The organism is Polaromonas sp. P1_F4, from assembly GCF_056405675.1.
The window spans coordinates 211,579-230,931 of sequence record NZ_JBFUBP010000008.1 but is presented as its reverse complement, the minus strand read 5'-3'; the positions used below and the strand labels follow the sequence as shown (position 1 = coordinate 230,931).

The window sequence follows — 19,353 nt, the reverse complement described above, 5'->3', positions numbered from 1 at the left end:
TTTTCCGCCGGGCCGCCCCAAGGAAAATGCGCCCCCTTGGGGGGCAGAGAGCCACACGCAGTGGGCGAACGTGGGGGCCCTGTTCATATGCCCACACTCTTGAACAATACGGCGAACAATGCGTCAACAAGAATTACCACCGTGATCGACGTCACAACTGACGCCGTGGTGCCCTGCCCCAGGCTTTCGGTATTGGGTTTGACACGCAGGCCGTAGTGGCAGCCGACCAGCGCAATCAACACCCCGAACACAACGGATTTGGCCGTGGCCAGCGTGAGATTGGCCACGTCCACCGCGGCCGGCAGCGAATTGATGAAGTAGGACGGCGTGACGTCCATGGAAATGTCAGCGGCCAGCATGCCGCCCAGCAACGCCGCGATGGTGGTCCACACGCTGATGAGCGGCATCACCACGGCCAGCGCCAGCGCGCGCGGCATGACCAGGCGAAAGCCCCGCGCGATGCCCATGACGCGCATGGCGTCGAGCTCTTCGGTGACCCGCATGACACCGATCTGCGCAGTGATGGCCGAACCGCTGCGCCCGGCGATCAGGATGGCGGCCAGCACCGGCCCGAGTTCGCGGATCAGCGAGATGCCCAGGATGTTCACGATGAAGGCGTCGGCGCCGAACTGGCGCAGCTGCTGCGAAATCAGGTAAGCCAGCACCACGCCAATCAAAAACCCCACCAGCGCGGTGATGGGCAAGGCGGTGGCGCCGATATGAAACAGGTGGCCCGACAGGTCGCGCCAGGGACCTTCCTGCGGGTGCCTGAAAAGCCGGATGATGTCGAGCAGCAGCTGCCCGATCAGGCGGACCAGTCCCTTGAGGTGGTCCAGCAGACGCAGCACCCGTGTACCCAGCAGGATGAAGGGCTCGGTCCAGTCGGGCTTGCGGGGTTTGGGCGGATCCGCACTGAACTTGGCGACGGTTTCCAGCACCGCGCGCTGGCTCGCATGCACCTGCAGTTGCTGAGGCCAGCTGCGGCCCCAATGGTTCCACAGTACCTGCGCCCCCAGGTGGTCGAGTTTTTCGAGCGGCTCGAGGTTCCAGCCGGCGGATTGAGCTGCGTCGCCCTGCAGGGCTTGCAGTTGCGCCGTCAAACCTTGCCAGACTTCCTGGGCCGTGAGGCCGGCTGCCGTCCATGCACCGCGAACGACAAACAGCCGGCCTTGCGGCGTGTCCTGCTGTTCGATGCGGGGCGTGGCTTCTTCCATATGCATTCGGTAAAGGCGTCCGGTGGTGCCCGGCGCTTGCCGGCAGTCTGCAATGACGGGCGGCGCCCGATTTGCAAAACAGTCATGGTAACTGCAGGAAACACAAATACACAGCCCAAAAACGCGCTATCGCCTTGGTCCTACAACCCGCCGGGACCCCGTGCCGGAAGGAAAAGCCAGCGGGTAATCCCCGCCGCAGGGATAGCGCCGTTTTTGCCACAATCGAACCACTGCCGCGCGGTCAGCCTCGCGTTAGGCTGGGATGGCAGGATGTGAACCTGCGGCGCAGGAGCACTGCCAAAACAGCACAGCCACCCGTCCCCTCAAAAACACACGGCTGAAAGCCAAGAGACAAAATATCCATGCAAGACGACAGCCAGGTTTTTGACTACATCATCGTCGGCGCAGGCACGGCAGGCTGCCTGATGGCCAACCGGCTGAGCGCCGATGCGTCCAAGCGCGTGCTGCTCATTGAGGCCGGCCGCAAGGACGACTACCACTGGATCCACATCCCGGTGGGCTACCTGCACTGCATCGGCAACCCGCGCACCGACTGGCTCTACAACACCGAGCCGGACGCCGGCCTCAACGGGCGGGCACTGCGCTATCCGCGCGGCAAGACGCTGGGCGGCTGCTCCAGCATCAACGGCATGATCTACATGCGCGGCCAGGCACGCGACTATGACCAGTGGGCCCAGCTGACGGGCGACATGGCCTGGCGATGGGACAACACGTTGCCGCACTTCAAGCTGCACGAAGACCACCACAAGGGCGCCGACGCGATGCACGGCGCGCGTGGCGTGGCACCCGAGCTGATGCAGGACAAAAGCCAGCCCTACCAGAAGCTGCTGCGCCATCATAATTCGGGCGGCGAATGGCGTGTAGAGAAACAGCGCCTGCGCTGGGACATCCTCGATGCGTTTGCCGAAGCGGCGCAGCAGGCCGGGATCCCGGCGACTTCCGACTTCAACCGCGGCGACAACGAGGGTGTGGGCTACTTCGAGGTCAACCAGAAAAAAGGCTGGCGCTGGAACACCGCCAAAGCATTTTTGCGTCCCGCCTGTTATGCCCGGCCCAATTTCGAATTGTGGAACAACGCCCAGGTGTGCAAGCTCGTGGTTGAAACGCAGGCCGATGGCAGCCAGCGCTGCACCGGCGTGGAAGTGTGGGCCGGCGACGAGCGGGTGACGGCGCATTCAACACGCGACTCGGGGCATATGGGAGAGGTCATTTTGTGCGCAGGCAGCATCGGCTCGCCGCAAATCCTGCAGCTTTCAGGCATTGGCCCGGCCACCCTGCTGCAACAGCACGGCATTCCGGTGCTGCAGGACCTGCCGGGCGTGGGCGCCAACCTGCAGGACCACTTGCAGATCCGCTCGGTCTACAAGGTGCACGGCGACCAGCGCTGGGGGCTTTCGCTCAACACCATGGCCAACACGCTGTGGGGCAAGGCCCGCATCGGCCTGGAGTACGCGTTGAAGCAGACCGGCCCGATGAGCATGGCACCGTCGCAGTTGGGCGCCTTCACGCGCTCATCACCCGACCAGCCCTACCCCAACATCGAATACCACGTGCAGCCGCTGTCGCTGGACGCTTTCGGCGAGCCGCTGCACAGCTTCAACGCTTTCACCGCCAGCGTATGCAACCTCAACCCGACCAGCCGCGGCACCGTGCACATCAAGAGCAACCGCTTTGAAGATGCACCGGCGATTTCACCCAACTATCTGAGCACGGCCGAAGACCGGCAGGTGGCAGCCGACTCCCTGCGCGTGACCCGAAAGATCGTAAGCCAGGGCGCGCTGGCCAAATACAAGCCCGAGGAATTCAAGCCCGGCGTGCAGTTCCAGACGGACGAAGAACTCACACGGCTGGCGGGCGACATTGCCACCACCATCTTCCACCCGGTGGGCACGACCAAAATGGGCAAGGAAGACGACCCCATGGCAGTGGTGGATTCGCACCTTCGGGTTCGCGGCATTCGCGGCCTGCGCGTGGTGGATGCCGGTGTGATGCCGCTGATCACCAGCGGCAACACCAATTCGCCCACGCTCATGATTGCGGAAAAGGCCGCCGGGTGGATTCAGGCCGGCATTTGAAGGCAGCGCCGTGTCGAAGCTGCCCGCAAGCCTCAGGCAGCACCGCCCCTTCGAAACAGATCAAAGATAGATTTTTTGCAGAAGACGCACCAGCGTCTTTTTTTCCGCCGCGCTCAGCCGCTCGGTGGCATCTGATTCGAGGCTGGTGGCGGTGCGCTCGGCCTCCCGCATCAGCGCCTCGCCTGCCTCGGTGAGGTACAGGCCCACAGCGCGGCCGTCCTGCGGGTGCGGTTTGCGGTGAACGAGCTCCCGCTTTTCCAGCGTGCCGATTTTCCCGACCAGATTGGGCGGCAAGATGCTCAGCGCACTGCACAGCTGGCGCGAGGTGATGCCCGGGTTGTGCGTGATCAGCGACAGGATGGAAAAGTCCACGTGACGCAGGTCATACACCGCCATGCGTTTCATGAACAGTTCAATGACCTTGAGCGACGCACGCGTGGCGTTGTAGCCAATCAGGGTTTCAAGGTAGGAGGTATCGACTTCTTCGACAGCGGGCGCTGGTTTGAGGGACGCTGGCATAGGTGGTCAGGAAGCTTTCGTCATCGGGCAATACGGACCGCCGCACGGCATGCGGCCAGTCCAGCCCCGATTATGCCAAGCGGTGCCGATCCATGATCGGTGCCTCAGGGCGCCCGGCATCAGTCGTCGGCACCGCGTTCTGATCAGGACTCGGCGGTAAAGCCGATTTTCTTGATCAGCGGCCCCCAGCGGTCGAGTTCGCGCTTCTGGCTGGTGGCCATGTCTTCTGCCGTGCCGCCGTAGGGAATCAGGCCCACCACCGTCAGCGAGTCGATGACGGATTTGTCCTTGATGGCGGCGTTGATGGCGGCGTTGGCGGCGGCAACCACACTGGCCGGCGTTTTGGCGGGGGCACAAAAACCGAACCACTCCTCCACGGTCAGGTCGGCAAAGCCCTGTTCGGCGAAGGTCGGTACTTCGGGCACAAAGGGTGAGCGCTGCTTTCCGGACGTTGCCAGAATACGCAGCTTGCCGGCCTTGTGATTGGGGATGAAGTCGCCGTGCGGCGTGAACATGGCCGCAAGCTGGCCGCCCACCACATCGGTCACGCCGGGCACGGAACCGCGGTAGGGCACATGTTTGAGTTCCACCTGGTTGTTCAGGCCCAGCAAGGCGCCCAGAAAGTGGGGGGTTGATCCCGCAGCGGGCGAGCCATAACTCGCATCCTTCGGATTGGCCCTGGCCCACACCAGGAAGTCCTGAACGGTCTTCACGGAAGCGGGCACCAGCGGCCCGACCGCCAATCCATGGTGAATCATGGACGCGGTGCCCACGGACACAAAATCGGCGAACGGGTCATAGGCCAGCTTTTTGTAGATGTGGGGATACAGCGACATGCAGGAAAACGGCGTCATGGCAATGACGGAGCCGTCCGTGGGTGCCATCTTCAGCGTCTCCAGCGCGATGCGGCCACCGGCGCCGGCCTTGGTGTCCACGATGGCGTTGTTCTTGGAATAGGCGGTGCCGCCCATTTTGTCGCCGACGCGGCGCGCGCAGATGTCGCCCGCACTGCCGGCGGGGAATCCGTAAATGATCTTGACCTGCTCCAGCGGGCTCGCATGGGCAGAGAACGGGGCGAAGCCGGCGGCTGCGGTGAGCGTTGCGGCTGCCTGCACAAAATGACGGCGTGTTTGCATGAAATGTCTCCTTTTTTAATGATGTCCAACGGGTCGAAAAAGCAAAACCGAAATCAAAAACTGAAAGACGGAAACAAAAGCGGAACGCCCGAAGCGTCAGCTGCACAGGGCCCGAATGTCTTGCGGCACGGCAATGGCCTTGATGCGCTCAGGATTCTCCGGACGGCGGATGCAGAAGGCCCGGGTTTCACGGCCTTCGCAGATCAGGTCATCACCGCGTTTGATCACATGCTTCTGGATGAATACCTTGTCGCGCCACTCCTCAATGCTGGTGTGAATCTGCAGCGTCTCGCCATAGACGGCAGGCTGGCTGAACCGGGTATTGATCTCGAGCAGCGGCGTGCCGATGATGCCGGTGGTCTTGACAAGCTCACGCCAGGTTGGCACGCCGCACTTGACAAAAAAGTTCAGCGACGAGGCGTCCATCCACCGCGAGAAATTGGGGAAAAACACGATCCCTGCGGGATCGCAGTCGCCAAACGCAACGGAAACTTCGTAAACAACGGTCTTGCTCATGCTGTTCACCTTGGCGCCATGCGCAATGCGCCATCCAGCCGGATGACTTCGCCGTTGAGATGGTCGTTGGCCACGATGTGCGCGGCCAGCTGGGCAAACTCCTCGGGCTTGCCCAGGCGCTGCGGAAAAGGAATGCTGGCGGCCAGCGAAGCCTGCACCGCTTCGGGCAGCTGCTGCATCAGCGGCGTCGCGAACAGGCCCGGCGCCACCGTGCAGACGCGGATGCCGTGTTGCGCCAGGTCGCGCGCCATCGGCAGCGTCATGCCGACCAGGCCGCCCTTGGAGGCGCTGTAAGCCTGCTGGCCTACCTGGCCGTCAAATGCCGCCACCGAGGCCGTGAACATCATGACGCCGCGCTGGCCGTCTTCCAGCGCGGGCAATTTGGCGCAGGCGGCCGCAAACAGGCGGCTGGCGTTGTAGGTGCCCACCAGGTTGATGGTGACGACTTTGGCAAAGTCTTCGAGCGGCGCAGGGCTGCCGTCTTTGGCCACCACGCGTTTGGCCGAGCCGATGCCGGCAACGTTCATCAGGATGCGGGCCGGGCCATGCGCAGCTGCGGCTTTTTCCAGCGCGGCCGCCAGGCTGGCGCTGTCGGTGATGTCGCACTGGCACGCCACTGCGGCACCGCTCCCGTGCGTGGCGAAAATGTCGGCCGCGACTTTTTCCGCACCGGCGAGATTCACGTCCAGCACGGCAACCCTGGCGCCCAAGCGTGCCAGCTCGCGGGCGGTGGCTTCGCCCAGCCCTGAGCCGCCTCCCGTTACCAGCGCCGCAAGTCCTTCAATCTTCATGCCTTCTCTCCAGATCGGTTGCTATTATTTTTATAGCTGCTTGCGCCCGTCCGCTGTGCGCTGCAGCCACTATTTGTTCAAGAAGTTTCGGCCCCTTCGGGGTTTTCAAGCAACAGGGCAATGCCCTGCCCGCCACCCACGCATGCGGATGCAATGCCGTAACGCACACCCGCGCGCTGCATTTCACGCGCGACGGTGACCGTCAGGCGGACCCCGGTCACCGCCAGCGGGTGACCCATCGCGATGGCACCACCGTTGACATTGAGCTTGCGCAGGTCCAGGTCCAGTTCGCGGGCCACCGCCAGCGTCTGCGCGCCCTGGGCTTCGTTGATCTCGAAGCGGCCGATCTGGTCCAGCTTCAGGCCGCAGCGCTCCAGCAGCAGGCGAATCGCCGGCGCGGGGCCTATGCCCATGATTTCGGGTGGCACACCCACCACCGCGGCAGCCACCACGCGTGCCAGCGGTTTTTTTCCATGCGCTTTCGCGTATTCACCCGATGCCACCACGGCCGCCGCTGCCGCATCCACCAGCGCTGCACTGTTGCCACCGGTCTGTACCCCGCCGGCGTGAACCACCCGGAGTTTGGCCAGGACCTCGACAGGAGACAAGCGTGCGTGGGTGTCCTGTGCGACTTCCGTGACTTTGCCCTGCAGGCGTATGCCGCGCGTGGCGTAACCGGGGAGTTCAAATTCTTCCGTGACCACCGGCACAATTTCACCGGCGTGAAAACCTGCCTCGCGGGCCGCCACGGCTTTGGCAAACGAGCTGGAGGCAAATTCATCGACGGCTTCCCGCGTGATGCCGTATTTCTTCGCGAGGTTTTCCGCGGTCTGGATCATGTCGATGCCGGCGGCGGAGTCCTTCAGGGCCTCCCACATGAAGTCCTTGAAGCCGACGGGCGCGCCCAGCTTGAAACCGGTGCGGTGTTCGAAGGCGGCGATCGGGTTGCGCGTCATGCTCTCGGCGCCGACGACCAGCGCCACGCTGGCGGCTCCGCTCTGGATCTGCTCGCCGGCCTGGCGGAACAATTCAAAGCCGGTGCCGCAGATGCGCTGCACCATGATGGCCGGCACCTCCACGGGCACCCCGGCATACAGGCCGATATGGCGGGGCAGCATGAACTGCTCGAAATCGCCCGGCGCCATGTTGCCGGCAATCACCGAGTCGATATCGCTGCCACTGACACCCGAGCGCTGGAGCACGGCGCGTGCCGCCTTGATGCCGAGGTCGGTAGGAGATATATGGCCAATGGCGCCGCAGTAGTCGACCATGGGCGTGCGGATGCCGTCGAGCATCCAGACGTCTTCGAAAGCGGAGAAAAATCCTTTGGGTTGCATGGTGTTTGTGCGTCGGGTTTTATGGTGCGGGTTTGACAATGGGGTGCGCCGTGTCATCGTGCAGGGCCACCACCAAAGCTTCACGGTGCGTCAGCACGGCGCGCTGGTTGATGGAGCCTTTGTCGGTGACTTCACCCTTGTCGAATGAGGGCGGCTCATGCATCAGGTGCAGGCGCCGGATGCAGCTGGCGCTGCCGGTCGCGCCCTCTGCGAGCTTGTTCATCATCTCCTGAAAGTGCGCCACTACCTGCGGGCTTTCAACGGCCTGGCGCAGCGGCGCATCGGGCGGCAGTCCGGCCAGCGTGCGCACGGCGGGTGTCGGGAAAACCAGTGCGCCCACTTCCTTGAGGTTGATGCCGGTGAGCACCACGTCCTGCACATAAGGCGCGCCCGCAGCGACGATCTTTGCACGCAGCGGGCCCACACTGACAAAGGTGCCCGTGGCCAGCTTGAAGTCTTCGGCGATGCGCCCGTCGAACTTGAGCCCGAGGTGAATGTTGCCCTCATCAATCCATTTGACGGCGTCGCCGGTACAAAAGAAGCCTTCTTCGTCAAAGGCTGCTGCCGTCTCCTGCGGTGCGCGCCAGTAGCCGGGCGTGATGTTGGGGCCCTTGTAGCGCACCTCGGTCTTGCCATCGGTGTCCACCAGCTTGAGCTCAATGCCGGGCGCTGGCACGCCGAGGTCGCCGGCTTTCACGTTGGGGTTGGTCACAAAGATGGCAAACGGTCCGGACTCGGTCATGCCCAGGCCGGTGGCCATGACAATGCGCTCGCCCACTTCCTTTTCCTCGGACTCGTACAGGCTGTCCCACACGGGCTGGGCCAGCGCAGCGCCGGCATAAAAAAACATCTTCACGCGCGACAGCAGGTTGCGCCGCAGCTCTGCGTCCGTTTTCATGGCACTGGCGATGGCCTCAAAGCCGGTAGGCACGTTGAAGTACACCGTGGGAGCAATCTCGCGCAGGTTGCGCAGGGTTTCGTGCATCAGCGCTGGGGTCGGTTTGCCGTCGTCGATGTAGAGCGTTCCGCCATGGAACACCACCATGCCGAAGTTGTGGTTGCCGCCGAAGGTGTGATTCCAGGGCAGCCAGTCGACCAGCACAGGTGGCTCGTCCTGCAGCACCGGCATGGATTGCGCCATTTGCTGCTGGTTGGCACACCACATGCGCTGGGTATTGATCACCGCCTTGGGCATCTTGGTGGAGCCGCTGGTGAACAGGAATTTCACGATCGTGTCCGGTCCCGTGGCCTGCATCGCGCGGTCCACGGCATCCGTGGCCTGCGTTGCTGCCAGTTCGGCGAATGCCGTGGTGGCGCGCCCGTCGACCTGCCCGGTAGCCAGCACCACCTCGACATCGTCGCCGATGGCTGCGCTGATGGCCCTGGCGTAGCGCGCGCCGTCGGCGGCAAACACCAGGCCCGGCGTCACGGTCTTGAGCACGTGGCGCAGCTTGTCGTAGTCCTGGCTGACCAGGCTATAGGGCGGAGACGTCGGCACAAAAGGCACGCCGGCCAGCATGCAACCCAGTGCCAGCAGCGCATGCTCCAGGTCGTTTTCCGACAGGATGACCACCGGGCGTTCGGCGCTCAGGCGCCGGTCAATCAGCCCCTGCGCGATGTTGCGGGCCGAGACCCAAGCTTCGGCATAAGTGATGTGCCGCCAGTCGCCGGTTTTGCCGCCTTCCAGTTTTTCGCGCCGCGCCATGAAGCTGCGGCCTGGGACCGTCTGCGCCCAATGCTGCAGGCGGTCGGTGATACGGGTCGGGAAGGCTTGCAGGGCCTGGTCTGCGCGCAGGTAGCGCACGCCGGGTACGCCGTCGCGCAGGACCACACGGGTCACGCCAAAGGCCATGGGACGAAATTTCGGGGCGCTCATGGTTGTCTCTTCTGTTCTGTCTTCTGTCTGCTGTCTCTTTTCTGGATGTCTCTTTTGCCTGCCCGCCCGGCCTGGTCAGCCCTTCTGGACCTTGCGGGCCTTGCCGTCCAGGAAGTCTTTCACGCGGCTCTTGGCTTCGGGTGCGCTTTGCGCCACTGCGGCCATCAGGGCCTCGGTGAAGAACCCCTGGTCTGCCGGTTGCTCGGCAATGCGCGGCAACGCATGCATGAGGGCGTAGTTGGTCAGCGGTGCGTTTTCTGCCACGCGAGTGGCCAGTTCAAGGGCTTTGGTGAAAGCCTGGCCCTCGGGCACCAGGTATTGCGCGATGCCTATGCGCTCACCGTCCACCGCGTTGTAGACACGGCCGGTCAGCATCATGTCGGTCATCCGTGCGGCGCCGATCAGCCGCGGTATGCGCACCGCACCGCCACCACCGACAAAGATGCCGCGCGAGCCTTCGGGCAGCGCGTAGAAGGCGCTTTCGTCGGCAACCCGGATATGGCAGGCACTTGCCAGCTCCAGGCCACCACCGACCACGGCACCGTGCAGGGCCGCGATCACGGGCACCGGGCCGTACTGCACCCGCTCCAGCGCTGCGTGCCACATGCGCGAATGGTGCAGGCCCTGGCTGGCGTCACGCTCCTTGAGTTCGCTCAGGTCAAGGCCCGCGCAGAAGTGGTCACCCTCGCCGCAAAGCACGGCGGCTTTTGTTTCGGAAGGAAGGCTTTCGAACAGGTTCCGCAGTGCCAGGATCAGGGCGTCACCCAGGGCGTTGCGTTTGGCAGGGCGCGCCAGGCGGACCACGGCGACATTGCCGTGCATTTCGAGATGAAGGTATTTTGGGGTCATGTGAAGTGTGTTTCCGGAAGCCAATTATGGTTATGAATAATAACTATTACAACGTGATTAAGCCTTTTTTTTCTAGTGAAAACCCTAGGGCGTACCAAGGCATGTTTGTACGGCGGACCAGCCGCCCCGCAAGGCAACTCGCAACAGGGAACTTATAGGGAGGATGATTGCCCCCGCAGGAGATGGAGGGAACCGGGATATCTGGCCAGCGTCGAATGGGCGCCGTACGGTGTATCCGCTGCTCACAACGAATGTGAGTCAGGGATTGACGGAAAAGGTCAGGCTTCAGCGCAATTCAACAATATGTCGATTACTGCTTTGGCGGTGCGAATGCGGCAAGCCTGTTAAGTTTCGCGTCGATGTGACCCGCCTTTTTCGCAGTCGCTTGACCCTATCAAAATCCTGAAATGTGGAGATCCGGTCCTGTGCAAAAGGGCTCAACCAGTGACTGTTAAGTTTCGCGCCGATGTGATCCGCCTTTTTTGCAGTCGCTTGACCCCATCAAAACCCTGAAATGTGGATCGCCAGCCCTGCGCAAAATGGCATCGCCAGTGGCTCAGCGTTCGATGAAAAAATGGATCAAACAAAGACGAAAATCAACAGCCCTGGGCGTCATAGCTGTAGTTGACTTTTGTTCCGCTGGGGTAGGTGATGGCCGTGAGTTTGTCCAGGGCGCTTCCCGTGTCGCCCCAGCTGTAGCCCATCGTGCACTGACTTAACCCTTGGCGTCATAGCCGATGGCCTGAATCTTGGTGCTGGTCCAACTCCAGCCCGTCAGCTTGTCCACCGTGCTGCCGCTGTCGTGTATTGCCGAATTCAGACTGACTCACATTTTGAAGGTTTCACTCAGCCTTTGAACGTTTGATTTCTTGTCGAACGATATAGAGGCCTTCATCGGCGTAGCCTCTCAAAGCTTCGCTTTTTTTCGCCTCGCATTTTTTTAGTTGATTAAGAAGCGATATTGCCTTAGGTGGTTCTAGATTTCGTGCCACAAAGTCGCAAACGGCAAAGCACAGTTCTTTATCGCGATAGTCTGCAAAGTTCACAACAAAAGCATCAGTAATTTTTGTCAATTGAACTTCGCGCAAAGCATCTCTTAAATTATTAACAGCAAGTATGAAATTCCAGATGCCAGGTTTTTGATAATACCGCTCTACAGAGATAAGCGTTAAGAAGTAATCAAGATGCGCATCAGGAACATCCTCATGCTCCATTAATTCATCCTCAAATTCGTCGGCCAGACGGCTACAAAGTGAAGCACTGCGCTTTTCATCCACAGAATATATCTGTAGTAACTGTTCTGCGAATTTCTCTGTCATTTGATGTCCTTCAACACAAGCAATCTTTGTCGTATTGTTCTTCAAGATCTTTAAGCCTACGCAGCTGACGATTCAGCAGGACTTCATGACCCCTCACAGTCTCGCTTAAGGCCTCACCTGGGCCGATACGTTGGGGCAGGTTCTGTGGGTTATTTTGGAGATCAGGATAGCGCTTGTTGTAAATCTCCTTTTTCAAATTTTCAATTGTCTTTTTTATTTTCTTGCATTTTTGACTGTTGTTTGGATCCTTCGGATCAGGCATCCCAGGAGTTACGATCGGATCGACTAAAGTGCCAATCGATGGGCGGGCGATAGAGCCTGCTATTGGCGCGAGAACGGGTGCTGGAATTACAGTCTGCAGTCCCATCGGATCACTAACCTCTAGCGGATCGCTCTCGACGTACGCAAAGGTATTGATGCCACCAGCCAGCCCGATAGGATCAGACTGCATATAGCGCCCAATCCTTGGGTTGTACTCCCGGTTCCAATTTTGGAACAGCCCGCTCTCAGCATCAAAGGTTTGCCCAGGCAGTCGTTGGTTGAAGCTGAAGGCTCCCAGGCTGCTCGGGTTCTGATCCGGCGCCGTCGCCCCAAAGGGCTCGGCCATATCCCAGCGCCAGACCATCGCTTCGTCGCTCTGGCGAGTGATCACCCTCGGCGCACCGATCTGATCTGTCCAGACGTTGTACAGGCTGACCGCAATGTTCCCGGCCACGGCCGTACCCGTCTGCTTGATCACCCCGACCGGGCTTCCCATATAGATGGTTTCGTATTGGGGCACGCCATTGGCATCGTACTCACCGAGCAGTTTTCCTTCTTCGTCATAGACGTAGTAAGCCGCACCGGTAGGCACCAGCGCCGTCGGCCCCGCCTTGCTCATCCTCAACTCCAGCGCGCTATAGCTGTAACTCACCGTGCCGCCGGCGTTGGTCACCGTGGCCAGCCTGCCGCGGTCGCTGTAGCCATAGGTATTGACCCCGTCGCCTGTGATGTTGCCGGCCGCATCGTGCACCACGGTGGCGACGCCAGTGGAGTCCTGGGTCTGGTTCAACCGGTTGCTGGTGGTGGCGATGGTGTTCGGGTAGCTGGTGCCGCTCACTACTTTGGCCGTGCGGTTGCCGGTGGCGTCGTAGCTGTACTGGATCGCACTGCTGCCCAGGGTGGCACTGATGAGACGGTTCAGGTTGTCATAACCAAAGCTCTGGTCCAGCGCGGGGACGGGCGTTCCATTGCTGGTGTGGGTGTAGCCGGTGATGCGTCCCGCTGTGTCACGAAGAATGGTTCGGCGAATCCCAGTTGTTGTCGGGTCACCCAGGTTGTAAGCACTAATCTGGCCGTTGGCGTCATAGGCAATCGCCTGGGTCTTGGTGCTGGCCCAGGTCCAGCCGGTGAGCTTGCTCTCGGCATTGGTGGTGATGCCTGCTATCAGCGGCAGGGTGGATCCGGTATTGGTACCCACGCCGTTGGCGTTCGGTGGATTCACCGTGACGGCATTGACCGCGCCCTGGGCGTCGTAGCTGTAGTTGACTTTTGTTCCGCTGGGGTAGGTGATGGCGGTCAGCTTGTCCATGGCGCTTCCCGCGTTGCCCCAGCTGTAGCCGACGATGAAGGTCTTGCCGCCGATGGTCTGGGTCTTGGATGTCTTGCGGCCCAGGCTGTCGTAGCTGTAGACGGTCTGGCCGGAGGCGTCGGTGATCCTGGTGAGCTGACCGATAGCCCCTGGAACCAGCGTGCTGCCGCCGTCGTACTCGAGCACGCTGGCCGTGCCGGTGGGATAGCTGATGCTGGTCAGGCGGTTGAGGTTGTCGTAGGCGTACTGGGTGAGCTTGCCTCGGGCATCGGTCTTGGTGAGGACGTAGCCGTTGAGGTCGTAGGTGTACTGGCTTGCTTCGGTATCCGGGCTGGTCTGCGCTGTGACATCGCCCAGGCCGTTGGGGCTGTAGGTCGTCGCCAGGTTGCGGGGGTCGGTGACCTGGGTCAGGTTGTCATTGGCGTTGTAGGCGAAGCCGGTGGTGGTGGGGGTGGAACTTCCGGTGTTGGCAGGCTGCTGGGTCTGGATGGGGCGGCCCAGACTGTCGTAGTAGGTGTAGCTGGCAAGACCGTTGGGGTCGAGCACGGTGGTGGGCCTGCCCATGGCGTCGTAGCCGTACTGCCAGGTCGAGGTGCCGCTGTTGATCAATGGCACGCACGCGTTGGCTGAGGCTATCCAGGTCGTACCTAGGGGGCATTGCGGCGGCGCCTCGCATCCGGTGTGCGTCGCGTTCTCGACTTGAGGAAGCGCACAAACACAACCATCACCCCCGGCCGACGAATCGACAGGGCATATCGCCTGGCCCGCACGCGTGGCTGGTGCGAGATCCCCATCACTGCCACTGCTTCCAGACGTGTAGACGTATGAATAGAGGCAGTGGTCGTTCGATGAAATTCCGATGGGCGACACAGTGACCTGGGCGGAGTGATGCGAGTTGAAAACATCCGTCCATGCAGCACATGCTGCTAACGCTGGCGTACGCCACGGTCCGATATCGGCGCCAGAGGATAGATACTGATATTCCGTGGGGGCGGGCGGCATCGGAAAGGCGTAAGCCTTGGAGATACAAAGTATTCCGAGAAAGAACAAAAAAATAACGCGGGCCTTCAGCCGACAAATGGCCGAAATATATGCTTGGAATGCGATCATTTCCGTTCCTTGTCGGCTACAGACTCGCTGAAGTGCTTCATCAATTGACTGCTCCCGTGACTTGCTGGACCCGGTTCAGGTTGTCGTACACCCGGGTAATGTTTCTTTGCAGGTTTCCCTGCGGGTCTTTGACCTGCTCGCCAACCTTGTTGCCCATACCGTCCAGGGTGTACGTGACTGTGTTGCCTTTGGCATCGGTCACGCCGGTCAGGCGCTGTGCGGCGTCGTAGCTGTAGTTCATGGTGCTGCTGTCGGGCAAAGTGACGCCTGTCAGCTGGCCTGCGTTGTCATAGGTGTACGTTGTGGTCCGGGCCGTGCCGCCCGGCGGCGTCACCGTCATGCTGCTAACCCAGCCTCGTGCTGTGTAGCCGGTGTCGGTCACGATTCCATTTGGATCGACCATTTGCTTGATCCGCCCGGCCTTGTCGTACAGCGTGATCTGGGTTACGTGACCTGCTGCATTGGTGATGCTCTGCAGATCGCCTGCCGTGTGGCCGACCTCGTTAGGCGCCGTGCCTGAGAAGCTGGTGTTGCTGTAGTAAACGTAAGTTTGGCGGACGATGTTGTTGGTACTCTGGGTGGCGACCAGACCCTGAGGGTTGTAGGTCCAACTGGCGGTGCGGGCCACATTGGTGGCGGTATCCGTGACGGTCCGGCTCAGTCGGTTGCCCTGTGTGTCATACGTGTAGGCAGTGGTTCGGCCTGCTTCCGTCACCAGCACCGGCAGCCTGAAACTGGTATGCCACTGGGTAGTGGTGGTCTGCACTTCGGGCAAGCCTGCTGCTCTGGTGGTGCTCAAGGGCAGGCGCCGGTTGATGTCCCAGGTGTACATGGTGTTCACACCCAGGAAGTCGGTCTCCTGGGCGATGAAGCCGTTGGCATCCTGTACCCGGCTGGCCGCTGAGCTGTTGCCTGTACCGCTGGGCTTGTCGGCACCGGTGACGGCAAGCTTGCCTTTGTTGGTGCTGTAGTTGTAGGTGCGCTGGGTGCCCAGTGGGTCGGTGACTGTGGCCGCTCCAGTGGCGTAACTCACCGTGTACAGATCAGCTCCGCCTGTATAGCCGCTGCCGATGGCCCGGCCCAGGCTGTCGTAGGTGATGTTGGACAGCCGGATTCCCCGCTCGTCGGTGATGCCGGTAACCAGCTGGAAGTAGGCGGCGTTCTCATAGTGGTAGCTGCGGGTGACGGTGCCGCCGGTCAAACCCGGGTAGCTGACGCTGGTCAGATGCGAGGTGGCGGTGGTGCCGTCGTAGGTGTAGCGGGTAACCTGGCCGTCGCTGGCAGTCACACTCGCCAGCTGGCTGCTGGCGTTGTACACAAAGCTGAGAGTGCGGCCGAACTGGTTGCTGACGGTGAGAAGCAAACCGGGCACGGGGGCGATGCTGGCGGGAGTACTGGTGGTGCTGTAGGTGTAGCTGTTGATCCAGCCGTTGCGCTGGGTCACGGTGAGCAGCTTGCCGGCTGTATCGAACTGCCACAGGCTGTCGTCGTCCAGGCGTTTATACAGAAGGCCTGTGGCGTTGGCTGTCAGGCTGTCGGCGCTGTTGCCGGCATCCCAGCTGCTGGTGGTGACATTCCAACTGAATGCGCGTACGCTGCCGTCGCCAAAGATGACACGGGCGATGTTCCCTGCGGTGCCGGCCGTGCCGTCTTGCTTGATGGACACGGCATGGTTGTGCGACCAGGCGCGGGTCAATCCGGGATCGACCGCCAGGCCTCTGTCGGTGGTGCCGGCCCAGCTGCTTCGGAAGTGCCGCACCAGGCTCAGGGCATCTGCGCCTTGCCCTGTGTAGTCGGTTTGTGCCAGGATCTTCTCGCCGGTCGCCGGAATGATCGGCTTAGACGTTTGCTCTCCGTCCTGCGAGGGTGGTGATTCTTCCGTTGGTCTTTTACAGATCTTTGGCTCTGGTTCCGGGGGAATCGGGACCGCCAGCGGGGATAGGAACGGTATGCATGCGTTGGAACCAATATCCCAGGTTGTGCCGTCGGGACACTCGCAAGCCGGATTTACTTGCGTAGATGCCGGGCCTTGGTCCTCCGGATCATAGTTAAGCTCCGGATGACCAACCAGGGTTTTTTTGACGGAGCAACCATCGACTCCACCGCTCACAGGTGCAAATGACCACGTGCCAGCGTAATAAGTGTTATAGACACCAATGTAAGCCGTACACGCTGCAGCTTTGGTATTGAACCACCCACCTGCACCTATGGGATAGCTATCCCACTGATACTCTGTGCAAATTGCCCAGCTCGAGCCAGAGGCAAAAACCAGCGTGACAAACAATAGACGGCGCAGCAGCAGTTTGGCCTCGGCTGCGCATCGACTCATTGGCCGAAAATATTGATTGACCACTCCTCACTCCCTCTTATGCAATTTGAGAGCCAGTGTCAGCGGGTGGTGTGAACCCTGTCAATCGCGTTTCGTAAGGCGCATTGCTCAATCAATCGCGCTGCTCGTTTAATCCAAGCAAGGTTTGACAACTTCGAGCGGCACGAGTAACCCAAACATTCTCATTTGGAACCGATGCCGATGTACGAATGACTAGACATGTGCACCGAAGGGGTTAACCGGCATGTGCGCGTTTGAAATAATTAGCGCCCCCTTCAAATAGAGGAGGCGTTGTCGTTTTGGCGCACCCGACACTGAGCATGGGGGCTACGGAAAATCCAGATCGTCAGAGTTTTTTTGAAAATGAGCCGGTCCTTTTTCCGTCTCTAAGCAGAACCAGGTCTTGAGTACGTTGTGCTTCCAGTGACGAGTCGAAGTTGGCCGCCTGGTTCACGGCATCCAGCATACCCAAGAGGGCGATCAGGAAGTGCCGGGTACGGCAAGGCCAGTCAGTTGCGGTGTTGCTACCGCAGTCTTCAGAAAGTCTGCCGTCAGGCCGGCGCAACCATCCCGTTTCGCACGCCATGCGCCGTCAGGCGCTCAAGGCGCAAGCCGTAAAGGCCTGGTTCAAATATTGAGCCACTTCAGCAGCTCGCGCATGCGGGCTTCCGACGTGGTGTCGAACTGCTCGATGCCGATACGCTTGAGCACGTCCTTGCCGGCATCGCTGGCGGGCAGCGCCAGCAATTCCTCCTGGATCGCCTTGAGCTGTTCGGGCTTGACGCGTTTATGGGCCACCAGCGGGAAGTAGGGCTGCGCCACGCTCTTGTGCAAAATACGGCCGCCCTCTTTTTCCCATTTCTTGGCAATGCCTGAGTAAGAGGCGACACCACCCACATCGGCGAATTTGTTGTCGAGGTAGAAGCCGACAGCCGCCTGTTCGCGCACGAACTGCACGTTTTCCTTGTCCACCAGGATGCCTTTGTCCCTGAGCTCTGCGGCACAGAAGCGGGACATATAGGCGATTTGCTCGGGCAAGGCAATCCGCTTGCCCTTGACGTCGCCGATGGTCTTGAGGGCCGAGCCCTTGGGCGCAATGATGAAGCACTGCCCGTCGGGCTTGGTGCTGGCGATATAGCTGTAGCCGTAGTCGCGCATGCCGCGCGCCGGGTAGTCGCTCGGGCGCGCCATCACCAGGTCGAAGCGGCCGGTCTGCATGCCTTCTTCCAGCTGCTTGAACTCGCGCGCAAACACCACGCTGACCTTGGCCTTCATGGCCTTGCCGATCACCTCGGCCAGCCCCTGGTATTTGGCAATCACCTGGGCGTGGTCCAGCCCGCCCGAAGTGCCTTCGCTGATGCCCAGTATCAGTTGCTGGGCCTGCGCCTGCGCCTGGGCATTGGCAGTGCCCATACAAAACGCGCCGAACCCCAACACCAAGGCCCCTGACATGCAATTCCACCGCATAAGTCCCTCCTTATATATAAAGCTCCCGCATGCTACTGCGTGCGTCCGGCGCTGGCTAGCGCAATTTACCCCCGGTCCGTTTTCCGGCAGTCTTTATGCCCCGGGGGAGCAGCCTGCGTTCGCACACCGATGACACAATGCGGACCACGCCGGAAACTGCCGGTGTCGCATTGACATCATGAAACACCTGACCACCCTTTCGATCGCCCTCCTGCTGGGCGTGCTGTCTGCCTGCGGCTCGGCGCCACGCGCCAGCCAGGACCCGCTGTCGATTGCCCGCGCGCCGGTGGCCGCGGCCATCAACGACTACCAGCGTTGTGCCCAGAGCGCCTTGCAGCCGCTGAAAGACAACCCGGAGCAGTCCGTGTTTGTACTCGCCGATGCCGCACTGGCGGCCTGCGATGCCGGCCTGGAGCAGGTGCGGCGCAGCATCCTGGCGGACAACGCAGGCCACCCTTATGTGGCTGCGTTTGCTGAAGAGGCCAGCGCCAACATCCGCATTCGCACCCGCAACATGCTGGCGCACAGCCTGAACCGTGCGCGGGAAGCGCAACCACAACCGGCGAAATAAACCGGCCGCCGGCCCTGCGCCGGCCTATCGCAAGCTCTTCACGAAGCGCGGCACGTTCGGGGCAAGAACACCGCAGAACCGGCTTTGCCGGGCTGCAGGTGTCGCCACCCTGAGGGGGGTTCCGGCTACACGCAGTGAGTCGAGACAGGGGGCTACAAGTTATCGCAGGCCCTTCACATAGCGCGGCGCGTTCGGGTCGCGCTGGCGGCGCTCCCGCGGCGACTCGCCCTCGCCGAAGATGGCACCGAATGTCGACTCGATAAAGCCTGATTCAGGATAAACCTCTTCCTCGGTATCAATGGACCGTGCGCTCTGGCGGTCGGGCACTGGCGCCGGGACAAGCACCGGCTGGCTGCGCTCCTTCACCACCTCGGACACCAACTGCACCAGCGGCACGCGTGCCTTGGGCTCGGGGGTCGCCATGATTTCTTCCAGCCGATCGGCCCACACCGCCAGGTCCACGTGGCCATCCTCGGCGGCTTTTTCCCGCGCAAAACGCGCTATTTCGGCGGCGTATTCCTGGTTACCGGCCATCCACTCGGTGTCGGTCACGCGGCCGGTTTTGCGGCGCAACAGCACATGCAGGTGGGCCGCAACGGCAATTTTTTCACTGGAGGGCATGGTGCGCAATCCTTGAAAGTGGAGTCCGTTGT

General features: G+C 61.2%; 16 protein-coding genes. 2 read left to right on the top strand and 14 right to left on the bottom strand.

The genetic code is table 11. The features are described 5' to 3' along the window. Nucleotides 1-83 precede the first annotated feature (83 nt). Complete coding sequence (locus tag AC1DYQ_RS17105) at nucleotides 84-1,220, bottom strand: MlaE family ABC transporter permease (RefSeq protein ID WP_477687773.1); 1,137 nt, start codon at nucleotides 1,218-1,220, stop codon at nucleotides 84-86. Between the two features lie 356 nt (nucleotides 1,221-1,576). On the opposite strand from AC1DYQ_RS17105, the gene AC1DYQ_RS17100 reads away from it, so the two are divergent. Next, entirely contained in the window at nucleotides 1,577-3,310 is a 1,734-nt protein-coding gene (locus tag AC1DYQ_RS17100; protein ID WP_477687772.1) for a GMC family oxidoreductase, read from the top strand. 60 nt (nucleotides 3,311-3,370) lie between these two features. On the opposite strand, the gene AC1DYQ_RS17095 is transcribed toward AC1DYQ_RS17100, so the two are convergent. From AC1DYQ_RS17095 to AC1DYQ_RS17040, 12 genes are all read right to left on the bottom strand, one after another. Then, nucleotides 3,371-3,829 carry a MarR family winged helix-turn-helix transcriptional regulator gene (locus AC1DYQ_RS17095; RefSeq protein WP_457281691.1) on the bottom strand — a complete coding sequence of 153 codons (459 nt, stop codon included), beginning with the start codon at nucleotides 3,827-3,829 and terminating at the stop codon, nucleotides 3,371-3,373. 143 nt (nucleotides 3,830-3,972) lie between these two features. Continuing rightward, the gene (locus AC1DYQ_RS17090) at nucleotides 3,973-4,965 is read right to left on the bottom strand and encodes a Bug family tripartite tricarboxylate transporter substrate binding protein (RefSeq protein WP_477687771.1); all 993 of its coding nucleotides are present in this window, start codon (nucleotides 4,963-4,965) and stop codon (nucleotides 3,973-3,975) included. Nucleotides 4,966-5,061: 96 nt separating this feature from the next. Then, on the bottom strand, nucleotides 5,062-5,481 hold the full coding sequence (locus AC1DYQ_RS17085) for an acyl-CoA thioesterase (RefSeq protein ID WP_457281693.1): 420 nt from the start codon (nucleotides 5,479-5,481) through the stop codon (nucleotides 5,062-5,064). A 5-nt stretch (nucleotides 5,482-5,486) separates the two neighbouring features. Further along, nucleotides 5,487-6,272, bottom strand: a complete 786-nt coding sequence (locus AC1DYQ_RS17080) for an SDR family NAD(P)-dependent oxidoreductase (RefSeq protein ID WP_477687770.1) — start codon at nucleotides 6,270-6,272, stop codon at nucleotides 5,487-5,489. A gap of 77 nt (nucleotides 6,273-6,349) precedes the next feature. Further along, nucleotides 6,350-7,609 carry a thiolase family protein gene (locus AC1DYQ_RS17075; RefSeq protein WP_477687769.1) on the bottom strand — a complete coding sequence of 420 codons (1,260 nt, stop codon included), beginning with the start codon at nucleotides 7,607-7,609 and terminating at the stop codon, nucleotides 6,350-6,352. Between the two features lie 19 nt (nucleotides 7,610-7,628). Then, on the bottom strand, nucleotides 7,629-9,485 hold the full coding sequence (locus AC1DYQ_RS17070; protein ID WP_477687768.1) for a feruloyl-CoA synthase: 1,857 nt from the start codon (nucleotides 9,483-9,485) through the stop codon (nucleotides 7,629-7,631). Nucleotides 9,486-9,560: 75 nt separating this feature from the next. Further along, nucleotides 9,561-10,334: a crotonase/enoyl-CoA hydratase family protein gene (locus AC1DYQ_RS17065; RefSeq protein ID WP_477687767.1), complete on the bottom strand. Its 774-nt coding sequence runs from the start codon at nucleotides 10,332-10,334 to the stop codon at nucleotides 9,561-9,563. A gap of 596 nt (nucleotides 10,335-10,930) precedes the next feature. Beyond that, complete coding sequence (locus AC1DYQ_RS17060; protein ID WP_477687766.1) at nucleotides 10,931-11,038, bottom strand: RHS repeat domain-containing protein; 108 nt, start codon at nucleotides 11,036-11,038, stop codon at nucleotides 10,931-10,933. A gap of 138 nt (nucleotides 11,039-11,176) precedes the next feature. Next, nucleotides 11,177-11,653, bottom strand: coding sequence for a hypothetical protein (locus AC1DYQ_RS17055; protein ID WP_477687765.1), 477 nt, complete (start codon nucleotides 11,651-11,653; stop codon nucleotides 11,177-11,179). 10 nt (nucleotides 11,654-11,663) lie between these two features. Further along, a complete protein-coding gene (locus AC1DYQ_RS17050) occupies nucleotides 11,664-14,333 on the bottom strand; it encodes an RHS repeat domain-containing protein (RefSeq protein ID WP_477687764.1) in 2,670 nt (889 codons plus the stop codon). 40 nt (nucleotides 14,334-14,373) lie between these two features. Then, nucleotides 14,374-16,662 (bottom strand): RHS repeat domain-containing protein, encoded by a 2,289-nt coding sequence (locus AC1DYQ_RS17045; RefSeq protein WP_477687763.1) that lies wholly within the window; start codon nucleotides 16,660-16,662, stop codon nucleotides 14,374-14,376. 627 nt (nucleotides 16,663-17,289) lie between these two features. Next, nucleotides 17,290-18,075, bottom strand: a complete 786-nt coding sequence (locus tag AC1DYQ_RS17040; protein ID WP_477687762.1) for a phosphate/phosphite/phosphonate ABC transporter substrate-binding protein — start codon at nucleotides 18,073-18,075, stop codon at nucleotides 17,290-17,292. A gap of 232 nt (nucleotides 18,076-18,307) precedes the next feature. On the opposite strand from AC1DYQ_RS17040, the gene AC1DYQ_RS17035 reads away from it, so the two are divergent. Continuing rightward, a complete protein-coding gene (locus AC1DYQ_RS17035; RefSeq protein WP_477687761.1) occupies nucleotides 18,308-18,700 on the top strand; it encodes a hypothetical protein in 393 nt (130 codons plus the stop codon). Between the two features lie 159 nt (nucleotides 18,701-18,859). On the opposite strand, the gene AC1DYQ_RS17030 is transcribed toward AC1DYQ_RS17035, so the two are convergent. Next, nucleotides 18,860-19,321, bottom strand: a complete 462-nt coding sequence (locus AC1DYQ_RS17030; protein ID WP_477687760.1) for a hypothetical protein — start codon at nucleotides 19,319-19,321, stop codon at nucleotides 18,860-18,862. Nucleotides 19,322-19,353: the final 32 nt, after the last annotated feature.